This is a genomic window from Microvirgula aerodenitrificans DSM 15089 (genome assembly GCF_000620105.1).
Taxonomy (GTDB): Bacteria; Pseudomonadota; Gammaproteobacteria; order Burkholderiales; family Aquaspirillaceae; genus Microvirgula; species Microvirgula aerodenitrificans.
On record NZ_JHVK01000017.1, the window covers coordinates 37557 to 58605 of the forward strand.

The following is a 21049-nucleotide window of genomic DNA, read 5'->3' on the forward strand; positions in this document are numbered from 1 at the left end:
GCGGGCCATCCGGAAGCGGGATGGAATAGCTGCCGGAGCCCGCCATGATCCGCCGCCTGATTCAACGGGAACCGGTTTGTCTGGCACCGGATGGCGGAACGGAATACGTGCCGACCACATGGGCGACCGGGTCTGCGACACCTTCCGAATAAAGGGCGACTTCCCCCATCACCAGGCTCCTGCCGACTTTCATCAGCGCGCACTTGCCGATCACCCGCTTGTGCGATTCGGGTTTTCTCAGAAAATTGATGGTCAGGCTGGTCGTCACTGCCAGCGGCACGATACCAATGGCGCCGAGCACGGCCACATAGAGGGCGACATCCGCCACCGCCATCAGGGTCGGCCCCGACACGGTCCCGCCGGGGCGCAGATCGGCCTCTCCGGTTTCCAGCGACACGGTGGCACCCCGGTCGCCCACGTCCTCGATGACCACTCGCGTCTGTGGAAATTCAGCCGCTATGAAATCGGCGATTTCTTCCCTGCTTGCCATGTTCATCCTCCTTGCATCGCCGTACTGTGCCCTGCTGCCGGCGCCGGCGCTACTGCTGCCGGACTCCGGTCATCGACCGGGGCCTGTCTTCCCGCTGTCCGGGTCTGCGGGATGGTGCCGGTCGCGGTCAGCCAGCGGCCATCGTGCTCCGGGCAAAGTAGTCGGTCAGAAATCCGACGAACACCCGTACCCGGGTCGACTGTTCGAGCCGGGGCGGATACAGCGCCCAGATGTCGGCCGGCGCGCCCTGCCAGTCCGGCAGGACCTGACACAGGCGGCCGGATTGCAGACAGGGCGCCACATCCCACAGTGAGCGCAGCAGGATGCCGTGCCCGTCCAGTCCCCAGTTGACGGCGGTTTCGCCGTCATTGGTCGCCAGCGGACCGCCAACCTTGACCGTTTCCTGCCGCTGGCCGGCGTGAATCTGCCAGTGGCCGTAGGCATCGTGGTTTTCGCGCACCACGATGCAGGCATGCCGGCTCAGGTCGCGCGGGGTGACAATCGGCGGGTGGGCGGCGAGGTAGGCCGGTGCGGCGCACAGGATGCGGCGATTGGCGACAATCTTTCTGGCCACCAGCCGCGCTTCGGGCGGTTCGCCAAAGCGGATGCTGACGTCGAAGGCACCGGCCGTGAGGACCGGCATGCGGTCGCTCAGCTGCAGCTGTACTTCGGTCTTCGGATATGCGCGCACGAAGGCGGACACCGCCGGCGCGATATGCCGGCGGCCAAAGCCCAGCGTGGCATTGACGCGCAGCAGGCCCTGCGGCGCCGACTGGCTGCCGGCCAGTTCGCGTTCCAGCTCGGCCAGCTCGCTGAGGATATGCCGGCCCTTGTCGAGGTAACGCTCGCCCTCGTGGGTCAGGGCCAGCGTGCGGGTGGTGCGGTTCAGCAGCCGCACGCCCAGTCGCTGTTCCAGCGCGGACAGCCGCCGGCTGACCGAAGGCGGCGTCACGCCGAGTTCCTGGGCGGTGGCACTCAGGCTGCCGCACTGCATCAGCCGGGCAAAGAAGGCCAGATCGGAGACATCGCTCATTGTTGCGCTCAAGTAAAGAATGGCTTTCCCTGGGCGGAATTATATCCATTCTTCGACAGGCTACACTGGCGGCCTGTTTCCGGGAAAACGCAGGCGATGACGATGGCGCTGATCATGACACTGGGTCTGGCCCTGCTGCTGGGGGCGGCACTGGGCGCACTGGGCGGATTGCTGGGCATCGGCGGCGGCATTCTGGCCATCCCGGTACTGGTGCTGCTGTACGGCATGGACCAGCAACTGGCCCAGGGCACGGCGCTGGTGATGATGGTGCCCAATGTACTGATCGCCTTCTGGCGCTACCGCCAGCGCAACCCGTTTCCGCTGCGCACGGCGCTGGCCATCGGGCTGACCTCCATCCTGTCCACCTATCCGGCCGCGCGGCTGGCGGTGGCGCTGGATGCCCGGCTACTGAAGCTGGCGTTTGCCGTCTTCCTGCTGTGGCTGGCGGCGTATTTTCTCTGGACCAGCCGGCCGCGTGCCGGCAACGCCAGCCCGGGGGCGCACTGGAACGAACGCTATCTGCCGGCCGTCGGCGTGGTTGGTGGCCTGTTCGCCGGCCTGTTCAGCGTCGGCGCCGGCATCGTGGCCGCGCCGATTCTGGTGCGCGGTTTCGGCAAGCGCCAGGCGGTGGCGCAGGGGCTGGCCCTGGCACTGGTGGTACCGGGCGCGCTGGTCGCCCTGGCTACCTATGGCCGGGCGCAGCATGTGGACTGGCGGCTGGGGGCCGCGCTGGCGGCCGGCGGCATGGCCACCGTATCGTGGGGCGTGGCGCTGGCGCACCGCGTGCCGGAACGGCGGCTCAAGCAGTCGTTTGCGCTGATGCTGCTGCTGACGGCGCTGCTGATGATCGGGCAGCCCTGAGACCCGGGGGCGCCGGGCCGCTAGCGGGTCGTGGCCATCAGCCAGTCGCGGAACGCCTCCATGGCCGGGGTCGGGATACGGGACTTCAGATGGGTCAGCCAGTAACTGCCCATGTTGACGCTGAGGTCGAACGGCTGGCAGATGCTGCCGCCGGCCAGGTGGCGCCGGAACATCAGCGCGGGGGCCAGGGCAAGGCCGACCCCCTGCAGGACCGCATCCATCATGGTCAGTGAGGAGTCGAACACCACCTGCTTGTGCGGCGGTACCGGCAGCGGCAGCCCGGCAGCCTCGAACCAGCGCGTCCATTCTTCCGGCCGGTAGGAGCGCAGCAGGGTCTTGCCGATCACGTCCTGCGGCGTTCGCAGACCCTGCGCCATGTCCGGCGCGCACAGCACCGAGAACGGTGCCTCGCACAGTTTTGCCGCCGCCGTGCCGTGCCAGGCCCCATCGCCAAAACGGATGGCGAAATCCAGCCCTTCGGCGGCGATATCCACCCGGTTGTTGTGGGTGGACAGCCGAAGGTCGACAAGCGGATGGCGTTCGCGGAAGTCCGCCAGCCGTGGAAACAGCCAGCCGGCGGCAAAGGTGCCGACGGCACCCACGCTCAGCACTTCCCGGAACCGGCCGCCCTGGAAGCGGTCCAGCACCCCGGCCATCCGGTCGAAGCTGTCCTGCAGCACCGGCAGCAGGCTTTCGCCCTCCTGGGTGATCATCAGCCCCCGGGGCAACCGCTTGAACAACCGGACATTGAGCTGCCCCTCCAGCTTCTTGACCTGATAGCTGACTGCTGCCTGGGTCACGCACAGTTCGATCGCCGCTTTGGTAAAGCTGCAGTGCCGCGCCGAGGCCTCGAAAGCGCGGAGGGCATTGAGCGGCAGGTGAGGGCGATCCATGCTGAGGCCAGATTTTATTGATGTCAGGGGCAAAATATCATCGTTTGTCGCCACCATCCACCGTGTATACGATGCGCTTGCCCAAATAATTAAAGGACATGACCGATGAATCTGGTTTGCCGAAACCGGCTGGCAGCCGTGGTTTTTTCCCTCGCGGCCAGCGCCGCCGCCCTGCCGGGCAACACCCTGGCGGCGGACGATCCGCTGACAACCCGAGTGGCCGCCATCGAGCAGTCGCTCAATGCGCGGCTGGGGGTCGCCGTCATTGACACCGGGACCGGCCGCGAGTGGGCGTACCGGGGCAATGAGCGTTTTCCGATGATGAGCACCTTCAAGCCGCTGCTGTGCTCGCTGCTGCTGTCGCAGGTCGATCAGGGCCGGGAAATGCTGGACCGGCGCATTGAAATCCGGCCGGACGATCTGCTTGAACATGCTCCCGTAGCCGGGAAGCATGTGGGCAAGGCCGGCATGAGCCTGGGCGAGCTGTGCGAGGCGGCGATCACCCAGAGTGACAATACCGCCGCCAATCTCGTGCTTGAGCGAGTCGGTGGCCCGGCACGGGTGACGGCTTTCCTGCGTTCACTGGGCGACAGCAAGACCCGGCTGGACCGCAACGAGCCCACGCTGAACGAAGCCCGCCCCGGTGACGAGCGCGATACGACAATGCCGGTCGCCATGGCCGGCTCGCTGAAGCAACTGGTGCTGGGACAGACACTGTCTCCCGCCTCGCGCCGTCAGCTGACCGACTGGCTGGTTGCGAACCGGACCGGTGATGCGAAGATCCGCGCCGGCCTGCCGGCCGGCTGGCGTGTCGGCGACAAAACCGGCTCCGGGGCCAATGGCAGCATGAATGATGTCGCGGTGATCTGGCCTGCCGGCCGGAAGCCGGTCGTGCTGGCCATCTTTATCACCGGAACCGGGGCATCGGTGGCGGCGCGCAATGCCGCCATGGCCGACATCACCCGGGCGCTGGTGGATACACTGCCGCACTGACCGAACCGCCCCTGAAGGCCCGGCACTAAAGAGGGAGGGACTTTGCTGGCGGAATGCGCAGGTCGTCAAGCGCATGGGCATTGTTGAGCATCCTAAGCTTTCGACGAGCCACGTTCTGGATTTCCGCCGGCAGCTGTCGGGAGATCTCCCCGAGTCAGATCTTGCCGGTCTCCTTGTCGATGAAGTTGTGGATCGCCATGCGTGGAATATAACGCGGGGCGTTATCCCGTCAATGCTGGCGCAAGACGGCACGGCAAGACCGCCGCGGAGGGAAAAGTCACTGAAATCCTGCCCATGGTTAGCTTCACCGCCCGGGTTGCACACTGCTGCAACTGAACACCTTGTTCGCAACCAGGAGCTGACCATGCAAGACCGAATGCCCTCGATTGACTCACCGGACGGCCTGTTCCACGACGGCAATCCGTTTACCGGCGAGATGGGCACCATCGTGACCTCCGCACACCTGAACGATGTGCAGTCGGGCATCCAGGACCTGCAGACCGAGGCGATCACGCTGCTGGCCGCTGCCGGCATGCAGCCGGAGCCGGCGCGGAAAAACCAGTGGCTGCAGGCGCTGAAGGCGCTGTTCCTCGGCCGGGACGACAAGGCGCGCGACAGCGCCGCGCTGGACGGGCACCCGGCCGCGTACTTCGCCAGGGCCAGCGACCAGGCCGCCGGTCTGCCGTTGCTGTTTCCGCTGTGGTGCCCGAACCGCGCCGCCATTCCGGCCGGCTATGCGCCGGCCGACGGCCAGCCCCTGGCGCGCAGCCTGTACCCGGATGCCTGGGCCGGCATCGTCGCCGGCAATGTGCCGGTGGCCACCGACGCCGCCTGGCTGGCCACGCCGACCGAGCGCGGCAAGTTCACGGCGGGGGATGGGGCGGGCACGTTCCGGCTGCCGGATTACAACGGCAAGTCGGCGGGGAGCTTGGGCGCGCTGTTCATGCGCGGGGATGGGGCGCTGTCGGCTGGGGCTGACGGCATGATTCAGGGGGATGCGATCCGCAATATTGTCGGTGAGTATTGCGACGATATTTTCAGACGGTCGTCCCGGGCGACCGGGCCGTTCGTCGAGGGGACGCAGGCCACAACGACTGGTGCAGGTGGTTCGACTGGAGCCTCCTACTCGCTGAAATTTGACGCGTCCCGCCAGGTGCCGACAGCTCCGGAAAACCGCCCGCTTAACGTCACCGGCTGCTGGGTCATCCGCCTGTTCGGCGCGGTGGTCAATCCCGGTGCAGCCGATGCGGCGCAACTGGCGACCGAGGTCAGCAAGCTGGGGGCGGACAAGGTGCCGTGGACTGCATTTCAGGGCTCGCTGGTCACAAACGGTTATCGGCGATTGCCCGGTGGAGATATTGAGCAATGGGGCAGTGTCTCTGTGCCGGGTGGAACTCAGGTTACGGTGACATTCCCCATTGCATTCCCATCCGCATTGTTCAATGTACAGGTCACGCGTGATGGACTGGCCGGCAATGCGCCGACGGTAAACCCGCCGTTCGACACGACCCGATGCGCGATTTTCAACGGGTCGACGACAACCCAGATTCTCTATTGGAGGGCAATCGGAAAATGAGCATCATGCTGTATTCCGCGCAGGCTGGTGGTTTCTACGACCGCGAAATCCATGGCGACGCCATCCCTGCCGACGCAATCGAAATCACCCGCGACGAGCATACCGCCCTGCTCACCGGCCAATCCGCCGGCCAGTGCATCGAGGCCGACGAACATGGCCACCCGGTGCTGCGCGATGCCCCGGCACCGGATGACAATGCGCCGCCCGCGCCCGTCGCGATGCCCTGATCACCGCGACCGACTACCTGCTGATGCCGGACTACCCGGTCAGCGCCGGGCAACTGGCCGAAGTCCGTGCCTATCGCCAGGCACTGCGCGACCTGCCGCTGCAGCCGGCCTTTCCGCAGGCAATCGACTGGCCGGCACTGCCGGCAGGCTATGCGGCGGACGAGGCCGCCGCGCAAGCCAGCGCGATATAGTCCGCGACATGCCTGTCCGCCATATCTTCCAGCTGTTGCAGCTTGATATGGCGGCGCAGTTTCCCCTGTCCCTCCAGCATGTGGAACGGGTCCGGCAGCGAGGCACCGGCGCTGAATTCCAGCGTGACGTGGTTCGCATACGAGAACACGCCGCAGAACGAGCGGGTAGTGGAAAACAGGATGCCGCCATACTTGACCTCCTCGCTCACCCCGTCGCCCGCGGCGAGGGCGAGGTGTCTGACCTGCTGCACGATGGCGTGGTTGCGCTCGCTGACGAGGCGGATGTCCTGCAGCAGGGTCTGGATTCTGTCGGTGTTCATGAGTGGCCCGGGGTCGATGGCATCCGCGCATCATAAACGGGCGCCGGTGCCCTTGCCGAGGCCCGGCTCATTCCCGGAATGTCCGCTGCAGCAGGATGATCAGTACCAGAACGGCCGCCACGCCGGTTTCGAGCCGGAAAAAATCCTGACAGGACAGCAGCATCGCCTGTTGCACCAGCTCGCCGACCAGCAGCGCCAGCCGCTGCTCCTGCCCGAGTTGCGGCAGCAGTTGCTGCAGGTGGTCCATGGCTTCCGTGAACCGCGGGGCATGCCAGGAAAAGCCCTCGGACAGCCGCTGGTAATGCAGGGCATTGCGTGCCTGCAGAAATACGGTGCTCAGCGCCACACCCATGGAAATGGCCAGTTGCCGGACGATGTTCTTGGTCTGGTAGGCGTGGGCGAACTGCGCCGGCCGGACCTCGCGGAAGGTGCCTTGCGCCACCGCCATGATGAACAGCGACATGAAGCCGCCGTTCAGCAGCAGGATTGCGGTCAGTTGCCACAGCGTCATGCCGGGATGGATCATGCTGGTCATCAGCAGGCCATAGGCCGCCAGCAGCGCGCAGGCGATCAGCAGCATGATGCGAAGCCCGGGCGCCCGCCGCCGGAACAGCAGGGCGGCGTAAACGGTGGCGAACAGCATGCCGGCCAGAAAGCTGACCGAGAGCAGCTGCCCGGAAGTCGGGACATCAAAGCCCAGTGCCTGCTGCACCATGACCGGCAGGATATAGCTGTTGGCGGATACCAGCAGATAGCAGCAGAAATAGAAAAACAGCCCCAGCACATAGCGCAATTGCGCCAGCGAACGCCAGCTGTAAACCAGGCGGGCATTGCCGCCCTGCAGGCGGATCGCCACCAGTGCCGCCATGCCGCACAGCGCCAGGATCATCAGCAGCTGTTGTGCCTGGCCGAAAAAATCATACGGTGTCTGCTGGATCAGCCATTGCAATGCCAGCACTGCCGCTGCCAGCCAGGCCAGCGCGTGCGGGGTGGACGACGAGGGGCGTGGCCGTCGCGCCCGCAGACTCAGCATACGGGTGGCCGGCAGGGCCAGGGCCAGCCACGGCAGGATGCCCCAGAAGATCCAGCGCCAGTCCAGATGGCGCAGCGCCTGACTGCCGAGCAGGGGGCCGAACGCGGAACCCAGCATCAGCGCATAACCAAAGCACAGCAGGCCGAGTATCTTGCGTTTGTCCTGCAATCGGTCGACTTCGACCCGCGCGGCGGTAAAAAACACCGCGCCGCCCAGCCCCTGCACCGCCCGGCCGAGAATGAAGGCCGCCGGCGTGCTGGCGCAGGCGCAGAGCACGGCGCCAAGCCCGAACAGCAGCAGCGAGCCCTGCACGAACCGGCGCGGCCCCAGCCAGTAACTGCAGCGCTGGTGGTTGAACAGCACCACAATCGCCGTGCTCGCATAGGCCATGGCTGCGTAGCTGAATTCTTCAGGCGCGGCGCCGATGCCGCCCATGACGGCGCTGGCCGCGAAATTCAGCATGCCGTTCTGAATGAATTCCAGACTGGCTACCAGCATGATGGCGAACAGGTAACGGCGGGGAGGCTGAAAATGACTGCGGGAGTCGAACATGCCGGCGGGTGACGAGTAATGAATTCACCAGTGTAGGGAGTCCGGATAAAGTAATAAAATCAATACTCATCATGTAATATATTACTATGAATAATATCAATCCCGTGCAGTTGCGGCGGCTGGATCTGAACAGTCTGGTGGTGCTGCACACCCTGTTGACGACCTGCAGTGTCAGCGCCAGCGCGGAGAAACTCTGCCTCGGACAACCGGCGGTCAGCCATATCCTCAAGCGCCTGCGGCAGCGGACCGGGGACCCGCTGCTGTACCGCCATGGCCGGGGCATGGTGCTGACGCCGCTGGCCGCGTCATTGCTGCAGCCGCTGACGCAGTGGCTGCAACAGGGCCAGCAATTGTTGCAGCCGCAGGCTTTCGATCCGGCAACGGCGCAGGCAAAGGTACGGCTGGCCATGCCGGATCTGCTGGAAGTCGCCCTGTTGCCGGCCCTGATCATCCAGTTGCAGGACTGCGCGCCCGGCCTGCAGCTGGAAGTGCAGGCCATGTCATCCGCCGAGGTCGGGCAGGCGCTGGAAAGCCAGCGCATCGACTGCGCGATCGGCTATTTCCCGCATCTGACATCCCGGCTGCGGCGGCAAACGCTGCTGGTCAGCCGTTTTGTCTGTCTGCACCATCAGGACCGGCTGCATCTGCCGGCGACCTTGTGCGCGGCGGACCTGGCCGATGTGCCGCATGTCTACACGTCCTATGCCGGCGACAGCGCCAGCATGGTTGACGACTATCTGCACCAGCATGGCCTGCAACGGCGGATTCTGGCCAGCATGGCCAGCCTGCTGGCCATTCCCGTCTTGCTGGAGCAGTTGCCGGCGGTATCGGTGCTGCCCGACGTGATCGGACAGGTCGTCAGCCAGCGCAGCCACGGCCTGCAGCTGAAGCCGATCGCCGATGCGGACCTGTCCATCGGGGTCGAACTGTTGTGGCATCCCGGGCTGGAGGCGGACCCGCTACAGGCATTCCTGCGGCAGCAGATCTGCAGTCAGGCTGCGCTGCTGCAAGCGTCGCTCGACCGGGCCGGGGCGGCTTACAGCTGCGACAGGTCTTCCAGATAGCCGGTGCGCCGCAGCACGTCGGCGGCGGGCAGCCGGTATTGGGCATCCATCCACTCCGGATGGTTCGGGACCTGTGCCGAGAACGTCGACAGAAGCGCATCGGCGCCGCTCTCGGTGTAGGGCTGGTCGCGGATCCAGGTGTAGTCGGTGCGAACCGACGGCGTGAACGAGGTGTGCTCGCGCAGCATCAGCGTGCGGCCGAGGCCGATGCCGGCATGGGCGGTGGTGGCCTTGTAGCCGGCGACGCCGTCGCGATCATCCTGGTTGGCCCAGGAGCCGAACGGCTTGACCCAGACGGCGCGGTGCATTCTGTTCATGTCGGGCTCCGGTTTATTCGAACGGTATAAGCGACTGGGACTGTAATGAAAAAATGACGGCTGGAACTGAGCGAATCTGAGCAACGGCAACCCGGGTTAACACCGGAGAACAAGGGATAAAACATCGCGCCGGCGGTGAGGTCGCCCGCCCGGCCTTTTTTACCCGGTTATTTTCAGGTATCATGCTGATGTATTTCCGGATTATTAAATTATTGTTTTAATAATCCGGCAGATTTCCAATAAAAATTTGATTGCAGTCAGGTAATGAAAATCGTCAGATTGTCCAGTCGTCCGGATCTGATCCCGGAGATTGTCAAACATTTGCACGCTGAATGGTCAGCTTTCACCAACTGGTCGAATCCGGAAAAAATCAGGCAGCGCTTTCTGAAGCGCAGCCAGCCGGAAACGGGAGAAACCTGTTTTGTCGCCCTCGGCGATGAAAAGAAACTCCTCGGTACCGCCAGCGTGCTGCAGCATGAAATCAAGGAAATTCGCGAAGGCACTCACTGGATGAGTGAGGTGTATACCTGCCCGGACGCGCGCGGCAAGGGCATTGGTACCGCCCTGATCGAGAAATGTGTGGATTATTGCCGGGCGCAGAATTTCAAGGATATTTATCTGTATACGCCGGACCAGCAGGCGCTGTACCGCAAGCATGGCTGGCGCGCCGTCAAGTCGATTGAATATGACGGCGAGCAGGTTTCCATCATGAAGCGCACGCTGGCCTGAGTCGCCCTCAGCCCGGGTCGAGCAGACGCGGGCCGGCGCCTTCGCGCGACACCTCGTCGCCCGGGTTGCGCAGCGGGCAGTCGGTCAGCGACAGGCAGCCGCAGCCGATACAGGTGCCGAGCTGGTCGCGCAACCGCTGCAGCCGCGCGATCCGGTCATCCAGCACTTCGTGCCATCCGGCAGACAACTTCGCCCAGTCCGCCGCGCTGACCGGGCGGTCGTGCGGCAGGCAGGCCAGGTGTTCGCGGATTTCCGCCAGCGGAATCCCGGTGCGCTGCGCCACCTTGATCACCGCAATCAGCCGCAGGACCGCCCGGGGATAGCGGCGCTGGTTGCTGGCATTGCGCCGGCTGGTGATCAGGCCCTGGGCCTCATAGAAGTGCAGTGCGGACACGGCGATGCCGCTGCGGGCGGCAACCTCGCCGACACTGAGTTCGCGGGCGAACTCTTCTGCCGTCATCGGCACGAAGGGCCCGGTGGACAGATCGCGTCGCACTGATCGCTTTGGCATGAAAAGTTTCCCGTTCCAGTATGTGGGCACTTTACCTCAAGCAAGGTTGAGGAAATAGAGTGCCGGCTACTGTTATGCCGAACGGAAGCCATTCATGGTCGATCAACCCGATATCTCTCCCCGTCCACGCCTTTCCCGCGCCGCGCTGGGCCCCACCCTGGTCCTTGCCCTGCTTGCCGCTGGCCTGTCCGGCTGGCGCCAGTGGCGGCACCCTGCGTCCGCTCCGCAGCCGGCGACACCGGTTGCCGTGGTCGCCACCGTGCTGCAGGCCGGCGATGCCCCCGCTGCGCTGGATGCGGTCGGTTCGCTGCGCGCAGTGCGCGAAGTGGTGCTGGCTCCGGAATCCGCCGGCCGGGTGACCGGTCTGCACTTTGCCTCGGGCACCCGGGTCGCGGCCGGCGACCTGCTGGTCCAGTTGTATGACGCGCCGGAGCGGGCCGATCGCGCTGCCGCGCTGGCGCGGGTCCGGCTGGCGCAGACCCTGCTGGCCCGCTCGCGGCTGCTGGTACCGACCGGTGCCGAGCCGAAAGAACTGCTGGAGCAGCATCAGGCCGAGCTGGATCAGGCGCAGGCCAGTGTGCAGCAGCTTGATGCGCGGATTGCGCAGAAGCAGATCCGGGCGCCGTTCCCCGGCGTGATTGGCGTGCGCCAGGCGGACCTTGGCCAGTACCTGAATCCCGGTGACGCCATTGCCGCCCTGGCGAATATTGACCGCCTGTACGTCGATTTCTCGATCCCGCAGCAGGCCCTGGCGCAGGTGCGGGTCGGCGCCACGGTGCGCGTGGCGGCGGATGCCTGGCCGGGGCGGGCGTTTGTCGCCACGGTCAGTGCCATTGAGCCGCGGGTCGACCGCGATACGCGCAATCTCCGGCTGCAGGCGACGCTGGACAACGCCGGCGGCGCGCTGCGACCCGGCATGCATGTCAGCGCGGCCCTGCAATTGCCGCCGGAACGCCAGGCGCTGGTACTGCCGGCGACGGCAGTCCAGCTGTCGGCGGCCGGTGACAGCGTGGTGGCGATCCGTGGCGACCGGCCCCGGCAGGCGGGAACCGCCGAGCGGGTGGCAGTCACGCTGGGCCGGCGTATCGGTGACGACGTCGTGGTGACGCGCGGACTCCGCGCCGGCGATGTGGTGGTGACCGAGGGCCAGCTGCGCATCCAGCCCGGCGCGGCGCTGCGGGTCAGCCGGCTGGTCGGCGCGGGGGGGCACTGAGCATGCGCTTTACCGATCTCTTTATCCGCCGCCCCGTCCTGTCTCTGGTGGTCAGCCTGATGCTGCTGCTGATCGGCGGCAGTGCGCTGTTCTCGCTGCAGGTGCGCGAGTACCCGAACATGGAAAGCGCGACCATCGTTATCGACACCCGCTTCCCGGGCGCCACCCAGGCGGTGATGCAGGGCTTCGTGACCACGCCGATCGCCCAGGCGGTGTCGACGGCCAGCGGCATCGAGTACCTGTCGTCCACCTCGACCCAGGGCAAGAGCCAGATCAAGGCCAAGCTGGTGCTGAACGCCAATGCCGACCGGGCGATGAGCGAAATTCTGACCAAGGTCCAGCAGGTCAGGTACCAGTTGCCGGAAGGCGTCAACGATCCGGTCATCAGCAAGATGACCGATGGTGCGTCGGCCATCCAGTACGTGGCCTTTACCAGCGACACGCTGGGTGTGCCGCAGATGACCGACTTTGCCGTCCGCGTGGCCCAGCCGCTGATGACGTCCGTGCCCGGTGTGGCCTCGGTCGACCTGTTCGGCGGCCAGGCGCTGGCGATGCGCATCTGGGTGGATCCGGCGCGGATGGCAGCGCGCGGGCTGACCGCGCCGGATGTGGCGGCGGCGCTGCGCGCCAATAATGTGCAGGCGGCACCGGGGCAGTTGAAGGGCCGCGACACGGCGATCAACCTGACGGCCGGTACCGATCTGACCAGCCTCGACGATTTCCGCAAGATGGTGGTCAGGCAGGGGAGCGGGGGACTGGTCCGCCTCGGCGATATCGCCACGCTCGAAATCGGCGGCCAGAATTACAACAGTACCGCCAGCAGCAGTGGCCGGCCGGCCGTGATCCTGGGCATTTCGCCGACGCCGGACGGCAACCCGCTGGAGATTGTCCGGGCGGTCAAGGCGCTGCTGCCGGCCATCCAGCGCGTGGCCCCGCCGGGGATGACCGTGTCCAACCAGTTCGACGTGGCGCATTTCGTCAATGCGTCGATCGACGAGGTGATCCACACCCTGATCGAGGCGGTCGCCATCGTGATCGTGGTCATCTTCCTGTTTCTGGGCTCGTTCCGCGCGGTCATCATTCCGGTGGTGACCATCCCGCTGTCGCTGATCGGCACGGCGGCGCTGATGCTTGCCTTCGGCTTTTCGCTGAACCTGCTGACGCTGCTGGCCATGGTGCTGGCCATCGGCCTGGTGGTCGATGATGCCATTGTCGTGGTCGAGAACATCCACCGTCATATCGAGGACGGGCTGTCTCCGGTGCGGGCGGCGCTGGTCGGCGCGCGCGAGATCGTCGGACCGGTCATTGCCATGACCCTGACCCTGGCCGCGGTCTATGCGCCGATCGGGCTGATGGGCGGGCTGACCGGTGCGCTGTTCCGCGAGTTTGCCTTTACGCTGGCCGGCTCGGTCATTGTCTCCGGGCTGGTGGCGCTGACGCTGTCGCCGATGATGAGTTCCTGGCTGCTCGATGCCAAAGTGAGCGAAAGCCGGCTGTCACGGCGGGTCGAAGCTGCCATGGGCCGGCTGACCCGGAACTATGACCGGCTGCTCGGGCAGACGCTGGCCGCGCGACCGGTGGTGCTGATGGTCGGCGCGGCGGTGCTGGTGGCCATTGTCGTGCTGTTCAACGGCAGCCGGCGCGAGCTGGCACCGTCCGAGGATCAGGGCTATGTCTTTGTCCAGGCCAGGGCGCCGCAGTACGCGAATATCGACTACACCCAGCGCTATTCCGGCCAGATCGAACAGCTGTTCAAGTCGCTGCCGGAGTATGCGAGCAGCTGGTTCACCAATGGCACCGACGGCGCCAACAATGCCTTTGGCGGGGTGCTGCTGACGGAATGGTCGGCGCGCGACCGCAGCGCGGCGCAGATCCAGACCCGGCTGAATGCCGACGGCGCCGCTGTCACCGGTGTGTATGCGGCAGCCTTCCTCGGCGCGGCGCTGCCTGCCGGCAACGGCGGCCTGCCGGTGCAGATGGTGTTGCGTTCGCCGGATGATTTTCCGGTGCTGTATGCCGCGATGGAAAAGATCAAGGCGGCGGCCTGGGGCAGCGGTCTGTTCGCCTTCGTCGACAGCGATCTGGCCTTCGACAGCCCGGGGGCGCGGATCCGCATCGATCGCGAAAAGGCCGGCGAGATGGGAGTGACGATGAGCGCCATTGCCGACACGCTGGCGATCCTGGTCGGCGAGAACTACATCAACCGCTTCAACTGGCACGACCGCTCCTACGACGTGATCGCCCAGGTGCCGCGCGCGCAGCGGCTGGCGCCGGACAGCCTCGGGCAATTCCATGTCCGCGCCGCCTCGGGGGCGCTGCTGCCGCTGTCCACCGTGGTGGGCTTCGACATGCACCCGGAAGCCAACCGGTTGCCGCAGTTCAACCAGATGAATGCGGCCACGCTGTCGGCGGTGCTGGCGCCCGGCGTCACCATGGGCCAGGCGGTGGATTTCCTGCAACACCAGCCGGTTCCGGCCGGCGCCAGCATCGACTGGCAGGCGGACAGTCGCCAGTACGTCAGCGAGGGGAACCGGCTGACCGTGTCTTTCCTGTTTGCGCTGGTGGTGATCTTTCTGGTGCTGGCGGCGCAGTACGAATCGTTCCGCGATCCGCTGGTCATCCTGGTTACGGTGCCGCTGGCGGTGTGCGGGGCCCTGGTGCCACTGTACCTCGGCTTCAGCACACTCAATATCTACACCCAGATCGGCCTGGTCACCCTGATCGGTCTGATCTCCAAGCACGGTATTCTGATGGTTGCCTTTGCCAATGAAATCCAGAAACACGAGGGGCTGGACCGGGTTGTGGCGATCCGCAAGTCCGCCGCCGTCCGCATGCGCCCGATCCTGATGACCACGGCGGCGATGGTGGCCGGGCTGGTGCCGCTGCTGTTTGCCAGCGGCGCCGGTGCGGCCAGCCGGTTCGCCATCGGCATCGTGGTGGTGATGGGACTGCTGATCGGCACGCTGTTTACCCTGTTTGTCCTGCCGACGGTCTATTCCTTCCTGGCCCGGGATCACCGGGCGGCGCACGACAGCCTGCGGGCGCGCGAACTTGCCGTGGCGGAGGTGGCCCATGACTGAGCGCCCGATCGTTTCCCGCCGTAGCGGCAGCGGGCTGCTGGCTGCACTCGTCATGACTGCGGCAGGCTGCGCCAGCGGGCCGGACTACCGGGCCGCGGCCGTGCCGGCAGCGGCGGCCGGCGCCTTCGTGTCGCCGGCAACCCGCGCCGTGGCTCACGGGGCCGAGCTGCCCGACGACTGGTGGCGGCTGTACGAGGACGCATCGCTGGACGCCCTGGTGCAGACTGCGCTGGCAGCCAACACCGACCTTCGCATTGCCCAGGCCAATCTCGACCGGGCACAGGCGATGTTCCGCGAGGCACGCAGTGCGCAGTGGCCGGCCACGACCGTCAGCGGCAGCGCGCAGTATGGCCGTGACGCGGCCGCATCGTCCGGCCCGGGCCGGGCGCCGGTGCAATGGTCGTACAGCGGCGGTCTGCAACTGGCTTATGAAGTCGATCTGTTCGGCCGGGTTCGGCGCGATATCGAGGCGGCGCAGCACGACGCCGGAAGCATGGCGGCCGCCCGTGATGCGGCGCGGGTCGCCGTCGTGGCGGAAACCACTCGTGCGTATGTGGAGGCCTGCACGCTCAGCGAGTCGATTGCCATCGCCCGCGAGTCGGTGACGCTGACTTCGCACAGTCTGGAACTGGTCACGCAGAAATGGCAGGCAGGCTCGGCATCCCGGCTCGATGTGGAACGGGCCGGCGCCAGTGCCGCGCGGGCACGGGCGGCACTGGCGCCGCTGCAGGGGCAGCGGCAGGCGACGCTGTTCGAGCTGGCCGCGCTGCTCGGCCGTCCGCCGGCCGCCGTGCCCGGGACGGCGGCGCAATGCCTGCAGGCACCGGTGCTGCGTGGCCCGATGCCGGTCGGGGACGGTGCGGCGTTGCTGCGTCGGCGGCCGGACATCCGCCAGGCCGAGCACCGGCTGGCGGCAGATACTGCACGGATCGGCATTGCCGTTGCCGATCTGTATCCGCGCATTACCCTGGGCGCGACGGGCAGCCGGCTGCGCAACGACGCAGGGAACCAGGACTGGTCATTCGCCCTTGGGCCCTTGATCAGCTGGCACTTTCCCAATGTGATGGCAGCACGCAGCCGTGTCGGGCAGGCGAAAGCCCGGACGGCCGCCTCGCTGGCCGCCTTCGATGGCACGGTGCTGACGGCGCTGAAGGAGGCCGAACAGGCGCTGACGATCTATGACGCGTCGCTGTCGCAGCATGAGGCGCTGCGCGATGCACGGGACCGTGCCGGCCGGGCATACCGACTGGCTGATCAGCGCTGGCGGGCAGGTGCCATTGCCTATCTCGACGTGCTGCTGGCACAGGCCGACCATGTCGAGGCCCGCGCCCGGCTCGCTGCCTCTGCCCTGCAGGTCGGCAACGACCGGGTCACGCTGTTCAGGGCGCTGGGCGGGGGGTGGACGGCGGCGGCGGTGTCGCCGTACCCGCCTTCCAGCGATAGATGAAAAACAGGGCCATGCCGTGCCGGATGAAACATTTGGCATGGTAGCCGCTGGCACGGAGCCGCGTCACGGTGTCGTCGTCCAACCGGGTCATGACCATCACTGTCTCCTTGAAAGGAAGCCATTCCGACCGCGCTCGCCGCTATACCTGGAACTGGGCGATGGTGGTCAGCATCCGCTGTGCCTGATCGTTCAGGTTGGCGGCGGTGGCCGAGTTGTTCTGCGAGCTGGAATGGCTTTCTTCGGCCATCTGTGCCACGCGTTCGATCTGCTGGGCGATGCTGGTGCTGGCCAGCGACTGCTCGCGCATCGAAAACGAAATCTCGGAAATCTGCTCGACGGCACCGCTGGTGCGCTCGAGGATGCGGTTGATGGCCTCGGTCGCCTGGTTGGCCGAGCTCATGCCGGTTTCGACCTGGGTGACCACACCCTTCATCGAGGCGACCGTCCGGTTGGCGTCTCCCTGCATCGACTGCACGGTGGCGGTGATTTCCTGGGTCGAGATCGCGGTGCGTTCGGCCAGCTTGCGTACCTCGTCGGCGACCACGGCGAAGCCGCGGCCGGTTTCGCCGGCACGGGCGGCTTCGATCGCTGCGTTCAGCGCCAGCAGATTGGTCTGGTCGGCGATGTCCTTGATCACATCGATCACGGCGCCGATCGACGTGGTCTTTTCCTGCAGCTTGACGATCTGCTCCGCGGCCAGCTTGACGCTGTCCGAGGTGCTGCGGATGGCACTGATGGTCTCGCCGATCACGGCGGCGCCCAGGGTGGCTTCCTCGCCGGCGGCGCGGCCGCTTTCATCGGCCTGGGCCGAGCGGTCGGCAACGTGGTTGACGCTGACCGTCATCTGTTCGACCGCCGCCGACATGCTGGAGGTCGATTCGCTGACCTGTTCGACCGCCTGCGACATCTGTTCCGACGAGTCGGCGACCGCCGTGGCGTGCCCGCCGACTGCCTGACCGATCCGGGTCAGTTCGACAAAGCTGGTCTGCAGCATCTGCAGCAGCTGGTTGAAGCGGGACGCGATATGGGCGATCTCGTCCGTGCCGCTGTCGTCGACGCGCAGGGTCAGGTTGCGTTCGCTGGTGATGGCGACGATCTTGACTTCGAGCTTGCCGAGCGAGGCCTTGACGCTGAACGCCACCCACAGACTGGAACCGGTAATCACGGCCAGCAGTGTCAGCCCCAGCGCCAGCAGCGTCCATTTTGCGTTCTGGCCGGCCTTCACGGCATCGAGGCCGGACTGGGTACCGAGGGTCTTGTTGAACTCGACCAGCTTGTCGATGGCGGCATAGGCATCGGCGGCGACCGGCGTGATCTTGTCCTTGCTGAACTGCAGCGCAGCCGCGTTCCCTTCCACCGTGCCCTTGCCGGACAGCGCCAGGAAGTCGGCCATCGACGCCTGCCATTTCTTCAGCGCCGCCAGCGTCGCCTCGACATTGGCGCGATCCTCATCGTTGATGAGCAACGTGCTCTTGTAGGTGTTGAGGTCCTTCAGCAGCGTGTCGACATTGCTCTGGATACCCTGTTCTGCCTCTTTCTTGTCGGCGGGATCCAGGCTGGCGGCATGGATCATGGCCTGCCGGCGCGCCTCGATGTAGTGGGCCTTGACCTCTTCTGCGATGACCAGCGAGGGCTGGGCATTCTGGGTGGCATCGATGATGCGCTGATCCACTACTGCCATTTGCACATACAGCGTGCCGAGCATGGCGACCAGGCCAATGAGACTGATCGCCGCCATGCCATACAGTTTAGTCGAGATTTTCATATAGCCACCTTCAATAAGTGGGGAATGACGGGGGCTGGCCGGCAATGAGTGCCCGATGCTCAGTCACTGAGAAAAAGGAATAAGCGGGAAGGGCATTGACGTGTCACGCTACGCGCATGACATTTAATTTATCAGCATCGTTACGCTCTGGTAAACCGTTTGCTGAATATTTTTTTTCACCGCTGTCACGCGCCGTTCATAACGACCGTATTTGGGTAAAAGCCCTGTCCCTATTGGCCTGATTGTCAATTTTTATCTGCCTGACTACAGCATGCATCTTGAAACTTAGGAGCGGCACAGCTGAAATTAACTACCTGAATATTCTGTGTTACAAAATTTTCATTCAAGATCAAAAGTGAATTGCCAGTCAGCAATGGCCATGAAATCGGCCAAATGTTGAAAGTGCAAATATAACGGCCGTTACCATTGCCTGGAGGCCCTGCCGGGGAGGGCGGGTCCGGTCCCGCTGCCGTCTGCGGCCACCGCGCTGTGCATGCCGTTCAGATACAAATGGTAACGTCCGGTGCGCTAGCGCACAGACACGCGTTCCGGCCTGTGTCAGTAATGGTTTCACTCCTCCGCAAGGCATCACAACCGTCGTGCCGCGGGGTCGGAGACTGGCGCTCGGGGAACGTTGCCGTCCGTCCGGGGTCTACCTGACAGGGACGCCCGGGCGGCCCATCCATTCAGGATGGAGAGGAGAGACGTGCCGGGTGCCAGTGCCGGAAACTCAACAGAAGAGGTGTAACCATGAAAACCATGAACAAACTTGCGCTGGGTACCGTCGTCGCAGCCATGCTGCTCGGCCTTGGCGGCTGCGCCGGCATGTCGAAGCAGGGCAAGAGCACGGCAGTCGGCGCCGGTATCGGCGCGGTCGGCGGTGCGGTCCTGACCAATGGCAGCGCACTGGGCACCATCGGCGGCGCAGCAGTCGGTGGCGTGGTCGGGCATGAGGTCGGCAAGTAGCCACATGATGCGCGGCAGGCAGCGACGCCACGCTGCCTGCCGGTGACCGCCCTCATGGGCAGTTGCGGGCCGGTTTGCCGGCCAGTGGAAGTCTCCCGTTTCTGGATGGGAGGCTTTTTTGTTTGCGGGCCGGAATCCGGCGCGACGAAGAATGCAAAAGCTTGACCGATGTCGTAGTCCGGGCTTGACGCTTCAGTTGTAATCCCGCTCCTTGATGACCATGCCATGGGCGGGCTGATGAAAGCCGAGCTGATTCTCGAACTGATGGGGCGGGTTGAAACGCCACCGGTGCGGCTGGAATGGCTGATGACACTTTATGCGCAGCAGCTCGAATCGCTGGCCGGGCGGCTGAGCGAAGAAGAGATTTTCCAGTGGATCGCGCTCGGTGCGCTGATCGTCGATGCGCGCCGTCGCGAGGGGGCGTCGTGGGATACCGTGCAGCACCTGCTTGGCAGGCTGGGGCGGGAACCGATGGTCTGAACCGGGCGGCGCAGCCCGCCGCGCAGGGGAGCAACGGGCTTTGCCGCGCAGGGGAAGCTTACTTCTTGTTCGAGCTCGCGGCGCCGTCTGTCCGGGGGATTGGCGACGTTGCGGTGACATCGAAGATTTTCTTGTTCATGTCGTTGAAGGTTTCGTAGATGGCGTTGGTCGTTTCCATCGTTTTCTCGAAGACCGGGACCGACTGCAGGCCGGCGAAGCCTCGCGCGGCTTCACCATTGCCACTTTGGCGGAGACTTTCCGCCGAGTGATTGCAAATCTCTCTCATCAGATTGAGCTGGAGCTGGGTGATTTTCTCTGCACATTCAATGCCGATGTTCGATGCTTTCAACATTTTCTCGAATTGCGTTTGATAAATGCCGGCCCATTGCTCAAAACTGTGCAGTTGATTTTCCATAATGCCTCCTGGTCATGATGTAATCATGTGATGAATATTTTCCCTGATCACATGTAATAGGCGCGAAATAAACCAACTCCCCCATGGCGGGCGGGGCCACCATGATCTCGCGTACAAAAAGTATAGAAAGTTTTTCCGGCCCTGCCCCAGTATTTGGCTATATGCGGCAGAACGGTCATGCATGCAGGCAATGGCGGCGTGAGCGTGGCGAAAACCCGGTTTTCGCCACGAATAATCAATACGGGCAACCGCTCCGGCCGGAATAATGGCCGTGCGTATTACAGCCAGCGGCGTACATGCTGGCAATATTTGACGTAGTGGGCACCATGCTGTGCCAGTAAATGTCGCTCTTCGAGCCGCACCTGGACCTGCATCAGGATTTCCCCGGCAACCAGCAATGCCAGCGTTGCCGCAGACGGAAAGACCAGCAGCAGGCCGATCTGGTTGACGCGCATGGCCAGATAGATCGGGTTGCGCGACAGACGGAACAGGCCGTGGGTGACCAGTGCCGTCCTGCGCGCGTGGTCGATGCCGATGCGCCATGACGCCCCCATCTGCAGCTGTGCGAGCAGCAGCCAGCCCAGGGCGACCAGCAACAGCAGCCAGCCGGCTGCGCTGACCCATGGCGACTGCAGCGGGACGTAGGCGCCGAGCCAGTACGGAGCGGTCGGCAGCAGGGCGATCACGGATACGGTCAGGCCACTGGCGAGCAGCAGCATTTTCGAGGCGCGCGCCACGTAGCCGTAGGCGTCGGCGCCGGCGGTCAGGACGACCGGGTTGATGCCGGTGCGCCGGTAGGCAACCAGTGCGCGCCAGACCACCGACAGCAGGAAGAAAACCAGAGAGTAGATGAGCAGGGCGCTCGGCGGGAGCCAATAGTGCATGTACAGTCC

The 21049-nt window shown here is 65.0% G+C and carries 22 protein-coding genes; 12 read left to right on the forward strand and 10 right to left on the reverse strand.

Annotated elements, in window-relative coordinates; all coding sequences use genetic code 11:
• Nucleotides 1-61: 61 nt before the first annotated feature.
• Nucleotides 62-490, reverse strand: a complete 429-nt coding sequence (locus Q352_RS0113675; protein ID WP_028499829.1) for a PaaI family thioesterase — start codon at nt 488-490, stop codon at nt 62-64.
• 127 nt (nt 491-617) lie between these two features.
• Nucleotides 618-1523, reverse strand: a complete 906-nt coding sequence (locus Q352_RS0113680) for a LysR family transcriptional regulator (protein ID WP_028499830.1) — start codon at nt 1521-1523, stop codon at nt 618-620.
• Nucleotides 1524-1625: 102 nt separating this feature from the next.
• On the opposite strand from Q352_RS0113680, the gene Q352_RS0113685 reads away from it, so the two are divergent.
• Complete coding sequence (locus Q352_RS0113685; protein WP_244879583.1) at nt 1626-2384, forward strand: sulfite exporter TauE/SafE family protein; 759 nt, start codon at nt 1626-1628, stop codon at nt 2382-2384.
• Nucleotides 2385-2404: 20 nt separating this feature from the next.
• On the opposite strand, the gene Q352_RS0113690 is transcribed toward Q352_RS0113685, so the two are convergent.
• Nucleotides 2405-3277, reverse strand: coding sequence for a LysR family transcriptional regulator (locus Q352_RS0113690; RefSeq protein ID WP_028499832.1), 873 nt, complete (start codon nt 3275-3277; stop codon nt 2405-2407).
• 105 nt (nt 3278-3382) lie between these two features.
• Between Q352_RS0113690 and bla the strand changes: the two genes are divergently transcribed.
• The 4 genes from bla (at nt 3383) to Q352_RS22405 (ending at nt 6264) form a co-directional block, all read left to right on the forward strand.
• Nucleotides 3383-4270, forward strand: a complete 888-nt coding sequence (gene bla / locus Q352_RS0113695; protein ID WP_028499833.1) for a class A beta-lactamase — start codon at nt 3383-3385, stop codon at nt 4268-4270.
• Nucleotides 4271-4343: 73 nt separating this feature from the next.
• A complete protein-coding gene (locus tag Q352_RS22400) occupies nt 4344-5846 on the forward strand; it encodes a phage tail protein (protein WP_156952557.1) in 1503 nt (500 codons plus the stop codon).
• On the forward strand, nt 5843-6073 hold the full coding sequence (locus Q352_RS21185; protein WP_051528966.1) for a hypothetical protein: 231 nt from the start codon (nt 5843-5845) through the stop codon (nt 6071-6073). The genes Q352_RS22400 and Q352_RS21185 overlap by 4 nt, the downstream gene beginning before the upstream one ends.
• Nucleotides 6074-6096: 23 nt before the next feature.
• The gene (locus Q352_RS22405) at nt 6097-6264 is read left to right on the forward strand and encodes a phage tail assembly chaperone (protein ID WP_244879584.1); all 168 of its coding nucleotides are present in this window, start codon (nt 6097-6099) and stop codon (nt 6262-6264) included.
• On the opposite strand, the gene Q352_RS0113715 is transcribed toward Q352_RS22405, so the two are convergent.
• Nucleotides 6222-6584, reverse strand: coding sequence for a DUF1801 domain-containing protein (locus Q352_RS0113715; RefSeq protein WP_028499834.1), 363 nt, complete (start codon nt 6582-6584; stop codon nt 6222-6224). The two genes, Q352_RS22405 and Q352_RS0113715, sit on opposite strands and share 43 nt — an antisense overlap.
• 67 nt (nt 6585-6651) lie before the next feature.
• The gene (locus Q352_RS0113720) at nt 6652-8169 is read right to left on the reverse strand and encodes an MFS transporter (RefSeq protein ID WP_028499835.1); all 1518 of its coding nucleotides are present in this window, start codon (nt 8167-8169) and stop codon (nt 6652-6654) included.
• A gap of 86 nt (nt 8170-8255) precedes the next feature.
• Here Q352_RS0113720 and Q352_RS21190 point away from each other — a divergent pair, with 86 nt between their 5' ends.
• On the forward strand, nt 8256-9233 hold the full coding sequence (locus Q352_RS21190) for a LysR family transcriptional regulator (RefSeq protein ID WP_084300194.1): 978 nt from the start codon (nt 8256-8258) through the stop codon (nt 9231-9233).
• Here the strand turns inward: Q352_RS21190 and Q352_RS0113730 are convergent.
• Complete coding sequence (locus Q352_RS0113730) at nt 9206-9550, reverse strand: autotransporter outer membrane beta-barrel domain-containing protein (RefSeq protein WP_156952558.1); 345 nt, start codon at nt 9548-9550, stop codon at nt 9206-9208. The genes Q352_RS21190 and Q352_RS0113730 overlap by 28 nt on opposite strands.
• A 264-nt stretch (nt 9551-9814) precedes the next feature.
• On the opposite strand from Q352_RS0113730, the gene Q352_RS0113735 reads away from it, so the two are divergent.
• Nucleotides 9815-10279, forward strand: coding sequence for a GNAT family N-acetyltransferase (locus tag Q352_RS0113735; protein ID WP_028499837.1), 465 nt, complete (start codon nt 9815-9817; stop codon nt 10277-10279).
• Between the two features lie 7 nt (nt 10280-10286).
• On the opposite strand, the gene soxR is transcribed toward Q352_RS0113735, so the two are convergent.
• The gene (soxR, locus tag Q352_RS0113740; RefSeq protein WP_276324994.1) at nt 10287-10790 is read right to left on the reverse strand and encodes a redox-sensitive transcriptional activator SoxR; all 504 of its coding nucleotides are present in this window, start codon (nt 10788-10790) and stop codon (nt 10287-10289) included.
• 94 nt (nt 10791-10884) lie between these two features.
• Between soxR and Q352_RS0113745 the strand changes: the two genes are divergently transcribed.
• Genes Q352_RS0113745 through Q352_RS21195 form a run of 3 tightly spaced genes read left to right on the forward strand, consistent with a single transcriptional unit; the run spans nt 10885 to nt 16530 of the window.
• Nucleotides 10885-12003, forward strand: a complete 1119-nt coding sequence (locus tag Q352_RS0113745) for an efflux RND transporter periplasmic adaptor subunit (RefSeq protein ID WP_028499839.1) — start codon at nt 10885-10887, stop codon at nt 12001-12003.
• Nucleotides 12004-12005: 2 nt separating this feature from the next.
• The gene (locus Q352_RS0113750) at nt 12006-15083 is read left to right on the forward strand and encodes an efflux RND transporter permease subunit (protein ID WP_028499840.1); all 3078 of its coding nucleotides are present in this window, start codon (nt 12006-12008) and stop codon (nt 15081-15083) included.
• Nucleotides 15076-16530, forward strand: a complete 1455-nt coding sequence (locus tag Q352_RS21195; protein WP_036386394.1) for an efflux transporter outer membrane subunit — start codon at nt 15076-15078, stop codon at nt 16528-16530. Before Q352_RS0113750 ends, Q352_RS21195 begins: the two co-directional genes overlap by 8 nt.
• Before the next feature lie 139 nt (nt 16531-16669).
• On the opposite strand, the gene Q352_RS21200 is transcribed toward Q352_RS21195, so the two are convergent.
• Nucleotides 16670-18295, reverse strand: coding sequence for a methyl-accepting chemotaxis protein (locus Q352_RS21200; protein WP_084300196.1), 1626 nt, complete (start codon nt 18293-18295; stop codon nt 16670-16672).
• A 759-nt stretch (nt 18296-19054) separates the two neighbouring features.
• Between Q352_RS21200 and Q352_RS0113765 the strand changes: the two genes are divergently transcribed.
• Both Q352_RS0113765 and Q352_RS0113770 read left to right on the forward strand, forming a co-directional pair.
• Complete coding sequence (locus Q352_RS0113765) at nt 19055-19261, forward strand: YMGG-like glycine zipper-containing protein (protein ID WP_199489849.1); 207 nt, start codon at nt 19055-19057, stop codon at nt 19259-19261.
• A gap of 237 nt (nt 19262-19498) precedes the next feature.
• Nucleotides 19499-19741, forward strand: a complete 243-nt coding sequence (locus Q352_RS0113770) for a hypothetical protein (RefSeq protein WP_146745115.1) — start codon at nt 19499-19501, stop codon at nt 19739-19741.
• 58 nt (nt 19742-19799) lie between these two features.
• On the opposite strand, the gene Q352_RS0113775 is transcribed toward Q352_RS0113770, so the two are convergent.
• Both Q352_RS0113775 and Q352_RS0113780 read right to left on the reverse strand, forming a co-directional pair.
• Nucleotides 19800-20156 carry a phasin family protein gene (locus tag Q352_RS0113775; RefSeq protein ID WP_028499843.1) on the reverse strand — a complete coding sequence of 119 codons (357 nt, stop codon included), beginning with the start codon at nt 20154-20156 and terminating at the stop codon, nt 19800-19802.
• A 278-nt stretch (nt 20157-20434) separates the two neighbouring features.
• Nucleotides 20435-21040 (reverse strand): methyltransferase family protein, encoded by a 606-nt coding sequence (locus tag Q352_RS0113780; RefSeq protein ID WP_051528971.1) that lies wholly within the window; start codon nt 21038-21040, stop codon nt 20435-20437.
• Nucleotides 21041-21049: the final 9 nt, after the last annotated feature.